The sequence below is a fragment of the Streptomyces sp. NPDC013455 genome (genome assembly GCF_040632975.1).
GTDB lineage: Bacteria > Actinomycetota > Actinomycetes > Streptomycetales > Streptomycetaceae > Streptomyces.
In genome coordinates this window covers 37,657-55,484 of the sequence record NZ_JBEYCX010000020.1, presented here as the reverse complement: position 1 = coordinate 55,484, position 17,828 = coordinate 37,657, and the positions used below count along the sequence as shown (strand labels likewise).

At 72.1% G+C, this 17,828-nt stretch carries 17 protein-coding genes and 2 pseudogenes; 11 read left to right on the top strand and 8 right to left on the bottom strand.

Features of this window, described 5'->3' with window-relative positions; genetic code table 11:
* Positions 1-24 precede the first annotated feature (24 nt).
* On the top strand, positions 25-1,326 hold the full coding sequence (locus tag ABZ576_RS27400) for an MFS transporter (protein ID WP_360746233.1): 1,302 nt from the start codon (positions 25-27) through the stop codon (positions 1,324-1,326).
* On the opposite strand, the gene ABZ576_RS27395 is transcribed toward ABZ576_RS27400, so the two are convergent.
* Together ABZ576_RS27395 and tuf are read right to left on the bottom strand one after the other, a co-directional pair.
* Positions 1,288-2,133, bottom strand: coding sequence for a fused MFS/spermidine synthase (locus tag ABZ576_RS27395; RefSeq protein WP_360746230.1), 846 nt, complete (start codon positions 2,131-2,133; stop codon positions 1,288-1,290). The two genes, ABZ576_RS27400 and ABZ576_RS27395, sit on opposite strands and share 39 nt — an antisense overlap.
* A gap of 100 nt (positions 2,134-2,233) precedes the next feature.
* Positions 2,234-3,403, bottom strand: coding sequence for an elongation factor Tu (gene tuf, locus ABZ576_RS27390; protein WP_360746227.1), 1,170 nt, complete (start codon positions 3,401-3,403; stop codon positions 2,234-2,236).
* A 361-nt stretch (positions 3,404-3,764) separates the two neighbouring features.
* Between tuf and ABZ576_RS27385 the strand changes: the two genes are divergently transcribed.
* Both ABZ576_RS27385 and ABZ576_RS27380 read left to right on the top strand, forming a co-directional pair.
* Positions 3,765-4,544, top strand: coding sequence for a VTT domain-containing protein (locus ABZ576_RS27385; RefSeq protein WP_360746224.1), 780 nt, complete (start codon positions 3,765-3,767; stop codon positions 4,542-4,544).
* A gap of 162 nt (positions 4,545-4,706) precedes the next feature.
* Positions 4,707-5,147 (top strand): protein kilB, encoded by a 441-nt coding sequence (locus ABZ576_RS27380; RefSeq protein ID WP_360746221.1) that lies wholly within the window; start codon positions 4,707-4,709, stop codon positions 5,145-5,147.
* 25 nt (positions 5,148-5,172) lie between these two features.
* Here the strand turns inward: ABZ576_RS27380 and ABZ576_RS27375 are convergent, their stop codons facing one another.
* The gene (locus ABZ576_RS27375) at positions 5,173-6,342 is read right to left on the bottom strand and encodes a thiolase family protein (protein ID WP_360746218.1); all 1,170 of its coding nucleotides are present in this window, start codon (positions 6,340-6,342) and stop codon (positions 5,173-5,175) included.
* 108 nt (positions 6,343-6,450) lie between these two features.
* Here ABZ576_RS27375 and ABZ576_RS27370 point away from each other — a divergent pair, with 108 nt between their 5' ends.
* From ABZ576_RS27370 to ABZ576_RS27360, 3 genes are all read left to right on the top strand, one after another.
* Positions 6,451-6,921: a helix-turn-helix domain-containing protein gene (locus ABZ576_RS27370; protein ID WP_360746215.1), complete on the top strand. Its 471-nt coding sequence runs from the start codon at positions 6,451-6,453 to the stop codon at positions 6,919-6,921.
* Positions 6,922-7,096: 175 nt separating this feature from the next.
* Complete coding sequence (locus ABZ576_RS27365; protein WP_360746212.1) at positions 7,097-7,972, top strand: undecaprenyl-diphosphate phosphatase; 876 nt, start codon at positions 7,097-7,099, stop codon at positions 7,970-7,972.
* Positions 7,973-8,168: 196 nt separating this feature from the next.
* On the top strand, positions 8,169-8,348 hold the full coding sequence (locus ABZ576_RS27360) for a hypothetical protein (RefSeq protein WP_360746209.1): 180 nt from the start codon (positions 8,169-8,171) through the stop codon (positions 8,346-8,348).
* Here ABZ576_RS27360 and ABZ576_RS27355 read toward each other — a convergent pair.
* Positions 8,332-8,856: pseudogene (locus tag ABZ576_RS27355) on the bottom strand (DUF4291 domain-containing protein); the annotation flags it as partial. The gene ABZ576_RS27360 and the pseudogene ABZ576_RS27355 overlap by 17 nt on opposite strands.
* A gap of 93 nt (positions 8,857-8,949) precedes the next feature.
* Here ABZ576_RS27355 and ABZ576_RS27350 point away from each other — a divergent pair.
* Together ABZ576_RS27350 and ABZ576_RS27345 are read left to right on the top strand one after the other, a co-directional pair.
* Positions 8,950-9,183, top strand: a complete 234-nt coding sequence (locus ABZ576_RS27350; protein WP_360746206.1) for a hypothetical protein — start codon at positions 8,950-8,952, stop codon at positions 9,181-9,183.
* Positions 9,184-10,165: 982 nt separating this feature from the next.
* Positions 10,166-12,226, top strand: coding sequence for a restriction endonuclease (locus ABZ576_RS27345; RefSeq protein ID WP_360746203.1), 2,061 nt, complete (start codon positions 10,166-10,168; stop codon positions 12,224-12,226).
* A gap of 44 nt (positions 12,227-12,270) precedes the next feature.
* Here the strand turns inward: ABZ576_RS27345 and ABZ576_RS27340 are convergent.
* Positions 12,271-12,465: pseudogene (locus tag ABZ576_RS27340) on the bottom strand (DUF4291 family protein); the annotation flags it as partial.
* Positions 12,466-12,560: 95 nt separating this feature from the next.
* Between ABZ576_RS27340 and ABZ576_RS27335 the strand changes: the two are divergent.
* Together ABZ576_RS27335 and lnt are read left to right on the top strand one after the other, a co-directional pair.
* On the top strand, positions 12,561-13,043 hold the full coding sequence (locus ABZ576_RS27335; RefSeq protein ID WP_360746200.1) for a nuclear transport factor 2 family protein: 483 nt from the start codon (positions 12,561-12,563) through the stop codon (positions 13,041-13,043).
* 72 nt (positions 13,044-13,115) lie between these two features.
* The gene (gene lnt, locus ABZ576_RS27330; RefSeq protein WP_360746197.1) at positions 13,116-14,690 is read left to right on the top strand and encodes an apolipoprotein N-acyltransferase; all 1,575 of its coding nucleotides are present in this window, start codon (positions 13,116-13,118) and stop codon (positions 14,688-14,690) included.
* Here the strand turns inward: lnt and ABZ576_RS27325 are convergent.
* A complete protein-coding gene (locus ABZ576_RS27325) occupies positions 14,608-15,519 on the bottom strand; it encodes a Gfo/Idh/MocA family oxidoreductase (RefSeq protein ID WP_360746194.1) in 912 nt (303 codons plus the stop codon). The two genes, lnt and ABZ576_RS27325, sit on opposite strands and share 83 nt — an antisense overlap.
* Positions 15,520-15,756: 237 nt before the next feature.
* Between ABZ576_RS27325 and ABZ576_RS27320 the strand changes: the two genes are divergently transcribed.
* Entirely contained in the window at positions 15,757-16,224 is a 468-nt protein-coding gene (locus ABZ576_RS27320; RefSeq protein ID WP_360746191.1) for a hypothetical protein, read from the top strand.
* Between the two features lie 183 nt (positions 16,225-16,407).
* Here the strand turns inward: ABZ576_RS27320 and ABZ576_RS27315 are convergent, their stop codons facing one another.
* Together ABZ576_RS27315 and ABZ576_RS27310 are read right to left on the bottom strand one after the other, a co-directional pair.
* Positions 16,408-16,920 carry a hypothetical protein gene (locus ABZ576_RS27315; protein ID WP_360746188.1) on the bottom strand — a complete coding sequence of 171 codons (513 nt, stop codon included), beginning with the start codon at positions 16,918-16,920 and terminating at the stop codon, positions 16,408-16,410.
* A gap of 198 nt (positions 16,921-17,118) precedes the next feature.
* Positions 17,119-17,802, bottom strand: a complete 684-nt coding sequence (locus tag ABZ576_RS27310) for a uracil-DNA glycosylase (RefSeq protein ID WP_360746185.1) — start codon at positions 17,800-17,802, stop codon at positions 17,119-17,121.
* Positions 17,803-17,828 lie beyond the last annotated feature (26 nt).

Below are 17,828 nucleotides of genomic sequence, written 5' to 3'. Positions count from 1 at the left end.
GTGCCGGGCGGAGATAGTCGGCCGGTGAACAAGACCGCCGGCTCCCCGGACCGCCCCCGCAGACCCGCCTGGGCGGGACGCAACTACTCGCTGCTGACCGCGGCCGCCGTCGTGACCGGCCTCGGCGCCAACGGCTCGCTGATCGCCGCCGCCTTCGCCGTCCTCCAGGCGGGCGGCGACGGCGGGGACGTGGGACTGGTGGCCGCCGCGCGGACCCTGCCGCTGGTGGTGTTCCTGCTCATCGGCGGCGCGGTGGCGGACCGGTTCCCCCGGCACCGGGTGATGGTCGCGGCCAACGCCCTCAACTGCCTCTCCCAGGCCGCCTTCGCGGCGCTGGTCCTCACCGGGGAGGCGCGGCTGTGGCAGATGATGGTGCTCACCGCGCTCGGCGGCACCGGCCAGGCGTTCTTCAGCCCGGCGGCCGAGGGCATGCTGCTGTCGTCGGTCCGGGGCGAGCACGCGAGCCGGGCGTTCGCCGTGTTCCGGATGGCGATGCAGGGAGCGGCGGTGGGCGGTGCCGCGTTCGGCGGTGCCATGGTGGCCGCGATCGGACCGGGCTGGGTGCTGGCGGCGGACGCGGCGGCCTTCGCGGTCGCCGGGGCCATGCGGGCGTTTCTGGACGTGAGCGACATCCCGCGACGCGCGCCGAGCGGCGGCATGCTCGCCGACCTGCGGGAGGGCTGGCGGGAGTTCGCCGGGCGGCCGTGGCTGTGGGGCATCGTCGTGCAGTTCTCCGTCGCGAACGCGGTCGTCGGTGCCGCCGACGCGGTCTACGGCCCCCTCGTCGCCCGGGACCACCTGGGCGGGGCGGGCCCGTGGGGCCTGGCGCTGGGCTTCTTCGGCGCCGGCACGGTCGCCGGCGCCCTGCTCATGACCCGCTGGAAGCCGCGCCGCCTCCTCCTCGCCGGCACCCTGTGCGTCTTCCCGCTCGCGCTCCCCTCCGCCGCGCTCGCCGTACCCGTGCCGGTCACCGTGCTCTGCGCGGTGATGTTCCTGACCGGTGTGACGCTGGAGGTGTTCGGCGTCTCCTGGATGACCGCGCTGCACCAGGAGATACCGGAGGACAAGCTGTCCCGGGTCTCGGCGTACGACTGGTTCGGCTCGGTCGCCCTGGTCCCGCTGGCGACGGCCCTGGCCGGACCCGCGGAGGCGGCCTTCGGGCGCACCCCCGCGCTGTGGGGCTGTGCCACGCTGGTGGTGGTCGTCACGGCGGCGGTCCTGTGCGTACCGGACGTGCGGAACCTCCGCCGCCGAACCAGGCAGGTGACGGCGGGCGGCAGGACCGATTCAGCCGATGCCGAAAGCCCCGTCGGGGGGCTCGGGTGACGGCACGGCGTCCTCGTCCCGCACCGGCCGCGCGCCCCCGATGAACTTCCGCAGGCCCGGGCCGTGCTCGACCCGGGCCGGGAAGGCGTCGGAGGCGGTGAGCCGGGTTAGGGCGGCCGTGTCGACGGGGTGGTGCGCGGCGACGAGCACCGCGTTGCCGAAGCGCCGCCCGCGCAGCACGCCCGGCTCGGCGATCAGCACGAGCTCCTCGAACAGCGTGGCGCAGGTGGCCAGTTGGGAGCGCAGGAAGGCGAACGGCGCCGCGTCGGCGAGGTTGGCCAGATAGACGCCGCCGCGCCGCAGCACCCGCTCGGCCTGACGCAGGTACCCGAGCGACGTCAGGTGCGCCGGCACCCGCGACCCGCCGAAGACGTCGGCGACGAGCACGTCGGCCGAGTCGTCGGGGGCCTCCTCAAGCCAGGCCCGGGCATCCCCGGCGTGCAGCCGGATGCCGTCCCCGTCGGGTATCGGCAGATGCTCGACGACCAGCTCCAGCAGCCCCCGGTCGGCCTCCACGACGTCCTGCCGGGAGCCGGGCCGGGTCGCCGCCAGGTACCGCGGCAGCGTGAGCGCCCCGCCGCCGAGATGCAGCACGTCCAGGGGCCGCCCCGCCGCCGCGACGGTGTCCAGCACATGGCCGAGCCGCCGTGCGTACTCGAACTCCAGATGCGTGGGTTCGTCCAGGTCGACGTACGACTGCGGGGCCCCGTCGACCGTGAGCAGCCAGGCGCGCTCGCGATCGACGTCGGGCAGCAGCTTGGCGGTGCCGTGGTCGACGGCACGGGTGACGGGTACGAGGTCGTTCACCTTCTCATTGTGCCTGGCGCAGGCGCCCCCGAAGGGGCCCCGGGGGACCGCGCGACCATGCACGCGATGGACCCGCGGTCCTCCCCGGACCCCACAGACCTCAGTCGATGGCCGTGACGGTTCCCGCCCCGACGGTCCGCCCACCCTCACGGACGGCGAACCCGAGCCCCGGCTCCAGCGGAACGTCCCGCCCCAGCTCGACGCTCATCGTGACCGTCTCCCCGGGCCGCGCGACACCCACCTCCCCGAGGTCGACGTCCCCCACCACGTCCGCCGTACGGATGTAGAACTGCGGCCGGTACCCGCTGGTGACCGCCGTCGTACGGCCGCCCTCACGCGCGGACAGCACGTACACCCGCGCGGTGAAGCGGCGGCTGGGCACCACGCTGCCCGGGGCGGCGACCACATGCCCGCGCCGGACGGCGTTCCGCGGCACCCCGCGCAGCAGCAGCGCCACGTTGTCCCCGGCCTGCGCCTCGTCCATCGGCTTGCCGAAGGTTTCGAGGCCGGTGACCACGGTCTCCAGTCCGGCCCCGAGCACGTCGACCCGGTCACCCACGCGGACGGTGCCCCGCTCGACCGCACCGGTCACCACGGTCCCCCGGCCGGTGATGGTGAGCACGTTCTCGACCGGCAGCAGGAACGGCGCGTCCACGTACCGCTCCGGCATCGGGACGTACGTGTCCACGGCGTCGAGCAGCGCCTCGATGGACGCCGTCCACTTCGGGTCCCCCTCCAGGGCCTTGAGGCCCGAGACACGTACGACGGGTACGGCGTCGCCCGGGTACCCCTGGGCGGTGAGCAGGTCGCGGACCTCCAGCTCGACCAGGTCCGTGAGCTCTTCGTCGCCCGCGTCGGCCTTGTTGAGCGCGACCACGATGTGGTCGACGCCCACTTGCCGGGCGAGCAGCACGTGTTCGGCGGTCTGCGGCATGATCCCGTCGAGCGCGGAGACGACGAGGATCGCCCCGTCCAGCTGCGCGGCCCCGGTGACCATGTTCTTGACGTAGTCGGCGTGGCCCGGCATGTCGACGTGGGCGTAGTGCCGGGTGTCGGTCTCGTACTCGACGTGCGCGATGTTGATGGTGATGCCGCGGGCGGCCTCCTCCGGGGCGCGGTCGATGCGGTCGAACGGCACGAAGGTGCCGGTGCCGCGCTCGGCGAGGACCTTGGTGATGGCGGCGGTCAGGGTCGTCTTGCCGTGGTCGACGTGACCCATCGTGCCGATGTTCAGATGCGGCTTGGTGCGCCGGTAGGCGGTTTTGGACATGGCTGTACCTCGAAGCCTCTCAGCCGTGCGGAAGGACGCGGGACCCCGGGGACCGGCCGACCCTCCCCCTGCGGGGTCCGCCGGACGATCCGGGGAGGGTCAGCTTCGGGCGCCGTCGACAGCGGCCACGAGGAGCGGGACGGCAGCCTTCGGCGCATCCGCGACGGCGGATGCTGCGAGGAGGAAGGCGTACCGGAACATGCCGTCGATCATGTCCGACGCCTCGTCCGGCGTCGAATGGTTTTCGGCGGTGGGCGCGTTGCGGCCCGGCGACTCGGGCGGCGCGGACCGGTGTCCTCCCCTTCGGGCCGTGGGGCGGACCATACGGCGATCACACACACTTGTCGGTTAGTGTCACCGGATGCTCGATGCCAACCGCTCTGGCACCGCCACGGCCCCGCCCCGGGCCGCCGCCACGGAGCCGGCCGTCCCCGCGGCCGTACCCGTCCCGCCGTCGTCCCGCGCAGGGTTCGCCGCGCGCTGCACGCGCACGCTGCTGTCGCCCTACGCGCGGCTGTCCGTACTGCTCGTGCTGCTCGCGGGTGCGGCGAGCTGTGTGCTGCTGTTCGAGCCGCAGCGGCTCCTGACCCACGGCTGGCCGCCCCAACTGGGCGGGGCCACCGCGGCCGTCGTGTTCGCGGCGGCGTACGGGCTGTGCACGGTGGCGTTCCTGCCGCGCCCCTTGCTGAACCTGGCCGCGGGCGCGCTGTTCGGCTCGCAGCTGGGGCTGGCCACGGCGCTCGCGGGCACGGTGCTCGGGGCCGGGGTGGCCTTCGGGCTGGGCCGGCTGCTCGGGCAGGACGCGCTGCGGCCCCTGCTGCGGGGCCGCTGGCTGAAGGCGGCCGACGGGCAGCTCAGCCGGCACGGGTTCCGTTCGATGCTGGCCGCCCGGCTCTTCCCGGGGGTGCCGTTCTGGGCGGCGAACTACTGCGCGGCCGTCTCCCGCATGGGCTGGCTGCCGTTCCTGCTGGCCACGGCTCTCGGCTCGATCCCGAACACGGCCGCCTACGCGGTCGCCGGCGCCCGCGCCTCCGCGCCGACGTCCCCCGCCTTCCTGATCGCGATGGCCTGCATCGCCGTACCGGCGCTCGTCGGGGCGACCGTGGCCTGGCGCAAGCGTCACCAGCTGCGCGGCCGGTGAGCCGCCGGGCCCGTCCGGCCGCCGCACGCTCCGTTCGTCGCCCGCTCCGGCCGCCGCACCGTCCAGCCGCCGCGCCGTCCAGCCGTGGCACCGTCCAGCCGTCGCATCGTCCAGCCGTCGCCCGGTCCAGCCGTGGCACCGTCCGCCGAGGAGGACGCACCGATGTGGGCCAGCGTCATCGCCGTGGCCGGCACCCTGCTCGGTGGGGCGCTCACCGGGCTGCTCCAGTTCGTGAACCGGCGGGCCGACCGCGCCGAACGGCGCGCGGAGGCCCTGCGCCTGGCGCTCGCCGATCTGGTCGCCGCCCTGGGTGACCACCGGCGGGCCATGTGGCACCGCGAGGACCTGGCGCTGAACGGCGCGGGCCGGGAGGCCGTCGAGGCGGCCCGGGCGGCGTCCCACGCGACCCGCTCCGCCGTGACCGCTCCGCTGGTCGCGGTCTCCGTTCTGGAACCGGCCCTCGCCGAGGTGGCCCGCGCGGCCGCCATGGCCGCGTTCGGCCTGCGCGGCGCCACCGACCACGCCGTCCTGGCCGCCCGTCGGGAGGCGGCCATCGCGGCGACCGACGAACTGGTCGCCGCGGCGGGCCGGGTCATGGCCTGACGGTCCCGCGGACGGGCTGCCGGCTCTAGAGCCCTTCCAGGATCATCGCGTTGGCGAGTCCGCCCGCCTCGCACATCGTCTGGAGGGCGTAGCGGGCGCCGCGTGCGCGCATCGCGTGGACCAGGGTCGTGGTCAGCCGGGTGCCGCTCGCGCCGAGCGGGTGGCCCAGGGCGATCGCGCCACCGTGCACGTTGACCTTGGCGAGGTCGGCGCCGGTCTCCTGCTGCCAGGCGAGCACCACGCTGGAAAACGCCTCGTTGACCTCGAACAGGTCGATGTCGGCCAGGTCCAGGCCCGCCCGGCGCAGCACCTTCTCGGTGGCCGGGATGACCCCGGTGAGCATCAGCACCGGGTCGGAGCCGGTGACGGCGAAGCTGTGCAGCCGGGCCAGGGGGCGCAGGCCGAGCCGGGCCGCGGTCTCGCTCGAGGTGATCAGGACGGCGGAGGCACCGTCGTTGACCGGGCTGGCGTTGCCCGCCGTGATGTTCCACTCGATCTGCGGGAACCGCTCGGCGAAAGCGGGGTCGTGGTAGGCGGACCTGAGGCCGGCGAGGACCTCCGGAGTGCTGTCGGGGCGGACGCACTCGTCCCGCGCGACCCCCTCCAGCGGGGCGACCTCGGCGTCGAACAGCCCGCTCCGCCACGCGGCGGCCGCCTTGCGGTGGGAGGAGACGGCGAACTCGTCCATCCGCGCGCGCGTGAGGGACCACTTGGCGGCGATGAGTTCGGCGCTGATGCCCTGCGGGATCAGGCCCTCGGGGTAGCGCTCGGCGATACCGGGCCCGAACGGGTCCTGGCCGTCGGAGACGTTGGACCACATCGGCACCCGGCTCATCGACTCCACACCGCAGGCGACGACGAGGTCGTAGGCGCCCGACATCACGCCCTGCGCGGCGAAGTGCACGGCCTGCTGGGAGGAGCCGCACTGGCGGTCCACGGTGGTCGCCGGGACGGACTCGGGGAAGCCGGCGGAGAGCACGGCGAACCGGGTGGTGTTCATGGCCTGCTCGCCGACCTGGTCGACGGTGCCGCCGATCACGTCGTCGATGAGCGCCGGGTCGACGCCGGTGCGCTCGACCAGGGTCCGCAGGGTGTGCGCGAGGAGCTGCACGGGGTGGACGTGCGCGAGGGAGCCGTTGGGCTTGCCCTTGCCGATGGGGGTGCGTACGGCTTCGACGATGACTGCGTCTCGCATGGGGCGGGCCTCCAGCGGTGGACGGAAGGGGCTACCAGTGAGTAGGAAATCTGGACTCACCATAGCCGAGTGAGTTGGAATTTCAAACCCTCCTTTAGACTGTGCCGCATGGCCGCCACGAAGGATCCGCGCCCCTGCTCCATCGCCGACGCGCTCACGCTGGTCGGCGAGAAGTACTCGCTGCTCGTGCTGCGGGAGGTGTGCCTGGGCAACGGACGGTTCGACCAGCTGGTGCGCAACATCGGCGCCCCGCGCGACATCCTGGCCGCACGGCTGCGCCGGCTCGTGGAGGCCGGCATCCTCACCAAGCGCGCCTACAGCGAGCGCCCCCAGCGCTTCGAGTACCGGCCCACGCCGGCGGGACTGGAGCTGGAGCCGGTGCTGATGACCCTCAAGGAGTGGGGCGACCGCCATCTACGCAAGGGCGTCGACCTGCCGATGGCCGTCGAGCACGTCTGCGGCAGCGAACTGGTGCCGGTGGTCACCTGCCGGGCCTGCGGCGAACCCGTGCGCCACGAGGACCTGACGGCCCACCCGCAGACCCCCGGCTGGACCGTCACCGGACCGACGGCGGCCTGAGCGGGCCGGCGGTCCTCCCCGGCCGGCAGCGGGCCGGCAGCGGGCCGGCAGCGGGCCGGCGGCCGGAGCGTGAGCGGACCGTACGGCCCCTGTTGCCCCGCTGTCACCCGGGCCCGCTACGCTGCCCTCGTCACATGATCACCATTTCTTCCCAGCGCTTGGACGCCCTACCTTCATGTCTTGGTTTGAATCCCTCGTCCTCGGACTCGTCCAGGGGCTGACCGAGTTCCTGCCCGTCTCCTCCAGCGCGCACCTGCGGCTGACGGCCGCGTTCTCCGGCTGGAAGGACCCGGGCGCGGCCTTCACGGCGATCACTCAGATCGGCACGGAGACGGCGGTCCTCATCTACTTCCGCAAGGACATCGGCCGCATCATCTCGTCCTGGTTCCGCTCGCTGTTCGACAAGACGATGCGCCGGAACCACGACGCCCAGATGGGCTGGCTGGTGATCGTCGGATCCATACCGATCGGCGTGCTGGGCGTGACGCTCAAGGACCAGATCGAGGGCCCGTTCCGCGATCTGCGGATCACCGCCACCATGCTCATCGTCGTCGGCCTGGTCATCGGCATCGCCGACCGGATGGCGGCCCTGGACGAGACCGGCCGCCGGCACCGGGCACCCAAGCAGCGCAAGACGCTGGAGAACCTCGGCGTCAAGGACGGCCTGATCTTCGGCCTGTGCCAGGCATGCGCCCTCATCCCCGGCGTCTCCCGGTCCGGCGCGACCATCAGCGGCGGCCTGTTCATGGGCTACAAGCGCGAGGCCGCCGCCCGCTACTCCTTCCTGCTCGCCATCCCGGCCGTGCTCGCCTCCGGCGCCTTCGAGGTGAAGGACTCGCTGAGCGAGGGCCATGTCGCCTGGGGGCCGACCCTGTTCGCGACGGTGATCGCCTTCGCTTCGGGATACGCGGTCATCGCGTGGTTCATGAAGTGGATCTCCAACAAGAGCTTCATGCCGTTCGTCTGGTACCGCGTCGCCCTCGGCATCGTGATCATCGCCCTGGTCGGTGCGGGTGTGCTGAGCCCGCACGCGGCGGAGTCGGCGGGCTGACCGCCCGCTCGCACCGCCCCCGTTTCGGACAACTTCCGCACGGCGGCGACGCGCCCCGACCTGGGCGGGCCCCCGGGAACGGCCAGGCACGTCGCCGCCACGATCGCCTTACCGTGCCGGGCCGGTGACCAACCGCATACCTTCTGCGTAGCGATGCGGTAGCGCACGGTCAGCTCCTGCCCCTAGGCTGTCGCGCATGTCCCCCGATTCCCCGCCCCCTGGTTCCGCGCGCTCCGCTGCCGAGGTGAACGAGCAGATAAGGGCGCTGTGGCTGCGTGCGGGCGGCATCCTGTCGGCCCAGGAACGCATGGAGTACGAGCTGTTGGTGATCGAATGGGCCGCGGCGATGCGCGGACAGGTCATCGAGGCGGCCTGACCCCACCGCCCGCGCCGGAAACCCGGCCGGCGGCGCCGAAGTGCCCCGCCTGGGCCCGCAGATGTGCCAGCACCCCGTCGGCCACCGGATACGGCCTCTCCACGGGCAGCAGTGCGGCGGCCCGCTCCTCCTCGCCCGCCCGCACCAGCGCGCGGATCCGCGTGGCGAGCGGCGTGACGTCCTCGATACCGACGATCCACTCGTCGGCGTACCGGGCGGCCGCCTCCCCGGCGAGACCGAGCTGCAAGGACCGGTGCGGCAGCGGGTTCAGGTGCAGGTCCCGCTCCGGGTCCCACTGGACGCGGGCCGGGCTGCGCGCCAGCTCCCGTTTCCAGGCGGCCTGGTCGGCGTGGAGGGCGGGCACGTAATGGGACAGGCAGGCGTGGCGGAGCGCCCACTCGAAGCCCTCACGGCTGATCTCGACGGCGAGGACGGTCTCCTGCCCCTCCTTGGTGCCCCAGCCGCAGCGGTACATCATCCACAGGAAGGACGGCTTGATCCAGGTCAAGCCTCGTTCACAGACCTTTGCTGGACGGAGCGGCGGCGTTCTGATCTCTCCGCGGACTCCCGCGTGGTTGTCCTGGCTGGCAGGATGGTCAACGTGGAGATCGTTCCAGGACAAGGCGTGGCCCTCGTCAGAATCGGCGATCCGCGCTCACAGGTCGAGGAGCGCGTCGGGTCTCCGTATCACGGCCCGGGCGGACAGCGCGCCGTCTACTCCGCCTCCCCCATGCTGGTGATCACCTACGCGGCTGACGAGACGGTCGAACTCGTGGAGATCGGCTACAGCGGCGAAGGCGGCGATACCGAAGGCACTACGAAGGGGTTCAGCTGACCTATCGCTTTCCGGATGACGTCGTCGCAGACCTCCACGCCCTGGGGCACTCGAGCACGCCCTCAGACATCGGCCACGACTTCCACGCCGGCTTCTCCGTGTGGTCCATGCACTCGTTGTGGGCGCGTGACCTCGAACTGGAGGCGGGCGAGGACGACGAACGTGCGGTCTCCGAAGGAGTATCGGTGGCGCCGTATACCTACTTCACCGAAGGATAGGGCGAGGCAGGGAAGTGGCGGGTATGCCCGGGGAGCGAACGCACTCCGATGCCACCCCTCCGCGGCTCAGCCGGTGTGCCGGTCCGTGGAGAGTAGCCACTGCCAACGTTGACGTTCCGTAACGAGGGGTGGCGGCCACGAGGAGAGACACGAGGATTGCCGCATAGATGGGCCATGCCAACCATGCGGCGATCGCGGCAGCAGCGAGCTGGAGCAGCACAAGCAGGATCGTGACCATACCCGAGACAGGGATGATCACCTGCGCCTTGTCTCCCGGAGTGGAGAAGACAGTCGGGAGGCCGATCAGCACCACCACCGCCAAGACGGCAAGCAGCCATGAATACCTGGACAGGACCTAGGGAGTGGCCACCCAGGCGACGAGTTCCGCAGCGAAGCGCAGGACGGATGCGATGCGGTCGTCCGGTCTCTCCAACTTCGCCCCCACAAGCCGTGTCGACCACCAGAAGAGGATCTTACGGCCACGGATGGAACTGTGAACGCGCCTTGGTGATCCCTGTCAAGCCGCGTTCACAGTCCTTTCTGCAACCGCCGCACACAGGGCGTCCAGCGATGGGTAAGCGACCGTTTAAGTCCTGCGGCCTGGCATCGTCCTGGTTACCCTCCAGTCACCTTGACCTGCGGAGATGGACCGACGGTGCTTCCTTTGGCAAGTGGATATGCGAGACGGTGATTGCTGGCTACAGTCGTCTAGTTACAACTGGTTGTGGGGACAACCAAAGCGCCTTGGGGAGGGCCTGCAGCACATGAGTCGTCGCTCTACTGGTTTTGTCGGTGTCTGGGCTGAAATGCAACGGCAGCAGCAGCGTCAACTGGAGGCCGAAGCCAGACGGCGGAGACAGCAAGAACAGCAAGCGCGGGCGTACCAGCGGCGAGCTGCCCAGAGCCACCGCGAGTACCGACAGGCAGAAGCTCTACGACGCACGGAGGAGCTGGACGCGCAGGTTGCGTCGTTGCAGGGTCTTCTTGCCTCGGGTTGCCAGGCTCCGCCCTTCAGGGCTGCCTCTCTCCTCCGACCCGAAGAGGTACAGCCCTTCGCTCCAGGACCGTTGGCGCAGCCGGTGCCCATGCCGGATTTCAGTCACTACCAAACGCAGAGCGGCTGGACTGCGAGTCGCCGAGCACAGGCGCAGGCGGAAGCACGAGCACGCTTCGAGCGGGACTGGCAGGCTGCCCAAGCCGCAGAGGCACACCGACAACAACAGCTGGCGGCCTATCAACGGGAGTACCAGCAGTGGGCCGATACTCAGCTGGCTGATGTACGGCGACACAACGCCGGCGTTGCGTCGATAACCGACGGCGTAAGGCGTCAAGATCCCGATTCCGTGGTCGAGTACTTCACAGCTGCTCTCTACGCCTCGACGGCATGGCCGGAGGGTTTCCCGCGCCAGGTGGCAGCAGCCTACGACCCGGCGGCCCGACAGTTGGTGCTGGATTGGGAACTGCCCCCTTACAGCATCGTGCCGGAGGTCAAGGCCGTTCGATACATGTCCGGGGTCGACCAGGATAAGGAGACCCCTCGCCCAGTAGGCCAGCGCCGTGCGCTGTACAGGGAGGTTCTCGCGCAGTGCATGCTCCTCGTTCTGCACGAACTGTTCGCCGCAGATGAGCTGGGTGCGCTTGAGTCAGTGACCCTGAACGGGTTCGTCGATGGGCATGACCCTACGACGGGCCGACCGGGCCATATCTTCCTTGCGACCGTCATGGCCTCGCGCTCTTCGTTCCGTGACTTACACCTGGCGCAGGTGGACGCAGGCAGTTGCCTGGCTGACGCACTGCGTGGTCAGCTCTCGGCTCGACCGGACCAACTCACACCAGTACGGCCGAGCAGGCGGCCGCAGGATGTCGGGAACCGCATCGTCGCCCATGGAAGCGACGAGGAACCGGACCTGTTCGCCATGGACCCGGTAGCCTTCGAGAATCTCGTTGCCGATCTCTTCCGGGCCATGGGGATGCAGGCGGTGACCACCCAGCGTTCCAACGATGGTGGTGTGGACGTCGACGCACTGGATCCCACGCCCATCCGAGGCGGCAAGATCGTCGTGCAGGTGAAGCGCTACCGCAGCACGGTGCCGCCCACCGCTGTGCGCGACTTGTACGGAACCGTGCAGGACGTCGGCGCCAACAAGGGCGTCCTCGTGACGACGTCAGGGTTCGGCCCCGGCTCACACACCTTCGCCAACGGCAAGCCGCTGGAACTCATCTCGGGCCCCGAACTCGTCGACCTGCTGCATCGTCACGGGCTGCGTGGGCGGCTTGGTGACGGCGGTCGGCAAATCCCGGCACAGCCGACGCCCTCGGTGCCGGGCACTCGGCTACCAGAGGATTACAACGTTCTGGGCATGTCGTGGACCGGAGGCGTCGCCTTGGACGTGTGCGCTCTCGTCTGCCGTGGCAACCGGGTCCTCAGTGACGATCACTTCGTCTTCTTCAACAACCCGCAGACGCCGGACGGCTCAGTGCGGGCTCTCCCCGCCACTGCACCTGACAAGGCCGCGATCTGCGTCTCCTTCGACGGGTTGCCCGATGAGGCCGACCGGTTCGTGCTCGTGGCGGCCATCGACCCAGAGGTCAACCCGGACGCCGACCTCTCCGGCTTCACAAACGCCTCCATCCGCCTGCTCGACCCGGGGCTGGCTGAGCTCGGACAGCTTGAAGTCTCCGACGGCCGGCCGCGCGAAACCGCCTTGGTACTCGGATCTTTCCGCCGAAGGTCGAACGGAGACTGGGACTTCGTCCTGGGCGGCAAGGGCTACACGGGCGGCCTGGAGGAGCTAGTTCAGGATTTCGGCATCGAGGTGGAGTAGCCCCCTTGGGGTCCCGCTGCTGCACTGGTTGAGGGCTGTGAACGCGGCTTGATGATCCAGGTCATCCGGTCCCGCTTCCGGGCGGCCGGGAAGCGTCCGGCCCGGGCGGCCGGGCGGCCGATCTCCGGGCGGTAGGCCTGGTAGACGGTGACCGTGGCGTCGGTGTGCCGGGCCCGGATGCGGAACTTCGGTTCGGTCGTGGTGTCTTGCGGTCCGGTGGTGGTGGCTTGCGCGTTCACGGCAACAGGTTCGGCTCCCCCGGGCGTCCCGCACCACCGAATATTCACCCCGCGCACCTCTTGGCCCAGCGGCCGCCGTGCCCAACACTGTGCCGATGACACAGCGCGCGGAGTTCGCGACCGTGAGGGACCGGCTGGCCGTGGACGACTTGGTCACCGCGTACGCGGTGGCGGTGGACGACGGTGACTGGGCGGCCTACCGGGGGCTGTTCACGGCGGACGGGCGGGCCGACTACCGCTCGGCGGGCGGCGTCGAGGGCGACGCGGGGCGCATCGCCGCCTGGCTCGCCGAGCACCTGGCCCCGGTCGCCGTGTGCCAGCACCTGATCGTCAACCGGCAGGTGTGGTTCGGCGTCCTGGAACACGACACCGGCGACACCGCCCGGGTCAGGGCCGACTACCTCAGCCCCCTGCGCTTCGCCGGCCCCGACGGATCCGCCGCCCCCGACCTGGTGTGCGGCGGCCGCTACGACTTCGCGCTGCTGCGCACACCGGAGGGCTGGCGCCTGCGCGAAGTGGTCGTGCGGGAGAAGTGGCGGCGTACGTCCGAGCACCCGGCGGCCGGGGCCGGCGACTGATCCGGCACTCCCGTGTCGTAGATCGCTTCCCACGCGCACACTGGAGGCAGAGCCTGGGTAGGGAGGGGCGGTATGAGGACGATCGACCGCTGGCTGACCTCCCCCTGGCGCCGCTCGGGCGCCGCCGCACTCGCGGGCGCCCTGCCCGTGCTCGCCTTCCCCGCCCCGTCCCTGTGGTGGTTCGCGTACGTCGCCCTGGTGCCGTGGATCCTGCTGGCCCGCTCGGCGCCGACCGGGCGGCGGGCCGCGTACGACGGCTGGTGCGGCGGTTTCGGCTTCCTGGTGGCCGTACACCACTGGCTGCTGCCGAGCCTGCACGTGTTCATCTTCCTGATAGGCGCGCTGCTGGGCCTGCTCTGGGCGCCCTGGGGGTGGCTGGTGCGCCGGTTCCTCGGCGGTGCGCCGTCGCCGGGCCGGGGTGCCCTCGCGCTGCTTCTGCTGCCGTCGGCCTGGCTGGCGGTGGAGCTGGTCCGGTCCTGGCAGGGCCTCGGCGGTCCGTGGGGCATGCTCGGCGCCAGCCAGTGGCAGGTGGAGCCCGCGCTGCAGCTGGCCTCGGCCGGCGGGGTGTGGCTGCTCAGCTTCCTGGTGGTGGCCGTCAACGTGGCGGCGGCCGTGCTGCTCGCCGTCCGCCGGGTCCGTGTGCCGGCCGTGGCCTCGCTGGCCGCGACGGCCGCCGCGACCTCGGCCGCGTGGGTGTGGGCACCGCGTCCGGACGTCGACGGCCGGGTCCGGGTCGCCGTCGTGCAGCCCGGTGTCGTGGCCGGGCAGGCCAGCGGTGACAAGCGGTTCGACCTGGAGGAGCGGCTGACCCGGCGGCTCGCCGGGCAGGACGTCGACCTCGTCGTGTGGGGCGAGTCCAGCGTGGGCTTCGACCTGGACGACCGTCCCGACCTGGCCCGCCGGATCGCCGCGCTGTCGCGTGAGACGGGCGCCGACGTGCTGGTGAACGTGGACGCCCGCCGCTCCGACCGGCCCGGCATCTACAAGAGCTCGGTGCTGATCGGTCCGGACGGCCTGACCGGCGACCGGTACGACAAGATGCGGCTGGTCCCGTTCGGCGAGTACATACCGGCCCGCTCACTGCTCGGCTGGGCCACCTCGGTGGGCCGGGCGGCCGGCGAGGACCGGCACCGCGGCACCGGCCAGACCGTGATGAACGTCGGTCATGGGCTGCGCGTCGGCCCGCTGATCTGCTTCGAGACCGCCTTCCCGGACATGAGCCGGCACCTCGCCGGGGACGGCGCGGACCTCCTCCTCGGCCAGAGCTCCACCTCCTCCTTCCAGAGCAGCTGGGCGCCGGAGCAGCACGCCTCGCTGGCCGCGCTGCGCGCCGCCGAGACCGGCCGGCCGATGGTGCACGCCACCCTCACGGGCGTGTCGGCGGTGTACGGCCCGGACGGCCGGCGCCTCGGCCCCTGGCTCGGCACCGATGCGAGCACTGCCCGCGTCTACGACGTACCGCTCGCGCACGGCGTCACCCCGTACGTCCGCCACGGCGACTGGCCGGTGCACGGCGCGCTGCTGGTGCTGGCCGCGCTGGGCGTGAGCGAGGGGGCGCGGGCGCTCAGGCTGCGCCGGAGCGGTCCTGAACCGCTCGCACCACGCGCTCGCACAGTTCATGGGTCGCCAGCGCGTCCCTGGCGCTGAGCACCTTCCCGGCCCGCACGGCGTCGAGGAACGTGAGGACCGCCTGTTCGATGCCGCGCTGCCGGGGCACCGGCACCCAGTCGCCGCGCCGGCGCACGGTCGGCTGTCCCTTGTGGTCGATCACCTCGGCGAGGTTGACCACCTGGCGCTTGGTGTCCTGCCCGGAGACCTCCAGGATCTCCTCGTTGGAGCCGCTGAGCCGGTTCATCACGCCGAGCGCGGTGAAGCCGTCCCCGGAGAGCTGGAGGACGACGTGGTGGAGCAGCCCCTCCTCGGCCCGGGCGCGGACGGTCACGTCGTCGACCGGTCCGGGCACCAGGAACCGCAGGGTGTCGACGACGTGGATGAAGTCGTCCAGGATCATCGAGCGCGGTTCCTCGGGCAGCCCGATGCGGTTCTTCTGCATGAGGATCAGCTCACGCGGGTGGTCCAGGCACTGCGTGTACCCGGGGGCGTACCGCCGGTTGAAGCCGACGGACAGCGAGACCCCGCGCCGCTCGGCGAGCTCGACCAGCCGCTCGGACTCGGCGAGTTCGTAGGCGAGCGGCTTGTCCACGTAGGTCGGGACGCCGGCCTCCAGCAGCCGGGTGACGATCTCGGGGTGGACGGCGGTGGGCGCGTGCACGAAGGCCGCGTCGAGGCCGGCGGCGAGCAGCGAGTCCAGCGTCGCGTGCCGCTGCTCCCGGGACAGGCGCAGGCTGTCACCGACCCGGTCGAGGGTGGCGGGGGTGCGGGTCTGGAGGTGCAGGTCGAGCCCCGGCTGCGTGCCCAGCACCGGCAGGTACGCCTTCTGCGCGATGTCCCCGAGTCCGATACAGCCGACCTTCACGTGCTCTCCCCTGCCGCTCGCCCGCGTGTTCCTGCCGGAAGCATACGGGGGCCGCCGGCCAGCGCCGCCGTCGTGTTCCGTGCGGTCCGCGCGAGCCGCTCACGGGCCCGCCGTGCGCCGGGAACGTCACCTCCGGTACACGGAAACCCTCCGCACGGGGCATGCAATCACCCGTTCGGGGCATCGGATCCGGCTCCCTGGTGCCGAGCCGACGGGTGACCCAGCAGAGTTGCGCGGGTGCATCGAACGACGACCGTCGCAGCGCTTGTGGTCACCGTGGCCGTCTCGGCCCTCTCCGGCTGTGTCACGGTGCGGCACCCGGTGACACCCGGGCCCCGGCCGGACACCGTGCCCTCACAGCCTTCGGCCCCGCACCCGGACGGCAGCGCGGAACCCCACGTGGTGCAGGCGCCGGTCCGTGAGGCGCTGGAGATGGTCGGGCCGTCCGGGCACCCGGCGGAGTCCGGGTCACCCGCCCGGCACCACGCACCGGCCACGCCCGGGACCACGCACCGGCCGCCCGACCGGCCCGAGCCCTCGCGGCACCGGCCCCGCCCGGCCCCCTCCGGCCGACCGCACGGCGACCCTTCCGGCCCGCCCCCGGTCCCGCCCGCCCCGGACGTGTGCGCCCTGGGCAAGGCGTACGGCGGCTGGCACGAGAACGGCCCCGAGGCGAGGATCTGCGAGCAGGCGTACGGCCACTGACCGCCCTCGAAGGGGCACTGTGTCATCGGTGTGCGGCCCCGCCCCGTGTGCGGGCCCCGCCGCGACGGCGGCCCACGGGCCGACGGCCTCCCATCGCACCGCGCACCGTCCGCGCACGTCCGCGCCGCCGGGATGGCGTGGCGCGGCCGGCCGACGCACCCTCACCGCACCGCGCACGCGGCGTCAGCGCTGCCGGGGCGGTCCCCAGCCGTCCCCGCTCGGGGTGCCGTCCTCGCGCAGCCGCAGTTCCAGTCGGCTGATCGCGGATCTGACCCCGTCGCCGTAGCCGTCGTCGGCCAGGGAACCCGCGGCGCCACGGGCCCGGCGCAGATGGCTGCGGGCGGCCTCGGCGCGGCCCAGTTTGACGTAGTCCGCGGCCAGGTTGAGGTGGAGCGAGGGGAAGAACCCGCGGACGCTCGCCGGGTCGCCGGCCGCGCGGCCCTCGGCGAGCTCCTCGGCCGCGGACAACGCCCGCAGGTCCCAGGCGAGTTCGTCCGCCGGGTCGTCCTGGGTGTCGGCCAGGTAGTGCGCGAGCGTGCAGCGGTGCAGCGGGTCGCCGTCCTCGCCGATCTCCGTCCACAGGTCCAGGAGGCGGCTGCGGGCCTCCTCGCGGTCGCCGCCGTGGTGCAGCATCACGACCTGCCCGATCCGCGTCAGCACGGCGTCCGGCGCCGTCTGCTCCTGTCGCTCCGCCACGGTGTCCCTCCGGGCCGTCGGCAATGGTCCGCCCCCGACGCTAACCGGCGCCGCGGGGATTCCCGGTCAGGCGGCGCCGTTGCGGTGTGGGCCGGTGGCAGGCCGCGGGCCCGTCGTGGCCGGTCGCACGGCGGGCGCACGGCCTCCTGGGGAGCCGCGGCCGCCGCTTCGCGGCGGCCGCCCCGCACCGGGCGGGCGTCAGCCCAGGTTCGGGATCCGCCAGTCGATCGGCTCGTGCCCCTGCGCGGCGATCGCCTCGTTGATCCGGGTGAACGGGCGGGAGCCGAAGAACTTCTTGGCGGACAGCGGCGAGGGGTGCGCCCCCTTGACCACCACGTGGCGGGTCTCGTCGATCAGCGGGAGCTTCTTCTGCGCGTAGTTGCCCCACAGGACGAAGACCGCCGGGTCGGGGCGGGAGGCCACCGCGCGGATCACGGCGTCGGTGAACTTCTCCCAGCCCTTGCCCTTGTGCGAGTTGGCCTCGCCCGCCCGGACGGTCAGCACCGCGTTCAGCAGCAGCACGCCCTGGCGGGCCCACGGCATCAGGTAGCCGTTGTCCGGGACCGGCAGGCCGAGCTCCTCCTGCATCTCCTTGTAGATGTTCCGCAGGGACGGCGGGGTCTTCACGCCCGGGCGGACCGAGAAGCACAGGCCGTGGCCCTGGCCCTCGCCGTGGTACGGGTCCTGGCCGAGGACGAGGACCTTCACCCGCTCGTACGGCGTGGCGTCGAGCGCGGCGAAGACCTCCTCGCGCGGCGGGTAGACGGGACCCTTCGCCCGCTCCTCCTCCACGAACTCCGTCAGCTCCTTGAAGTAGGGCTGCTGGAGCTCGTCGGCCAGAACCCCGCGCCAGGATTCGGGCAGCATGGCGATGTCGGTCACGTCAACGTCCTCACGGTGTCGGGCAA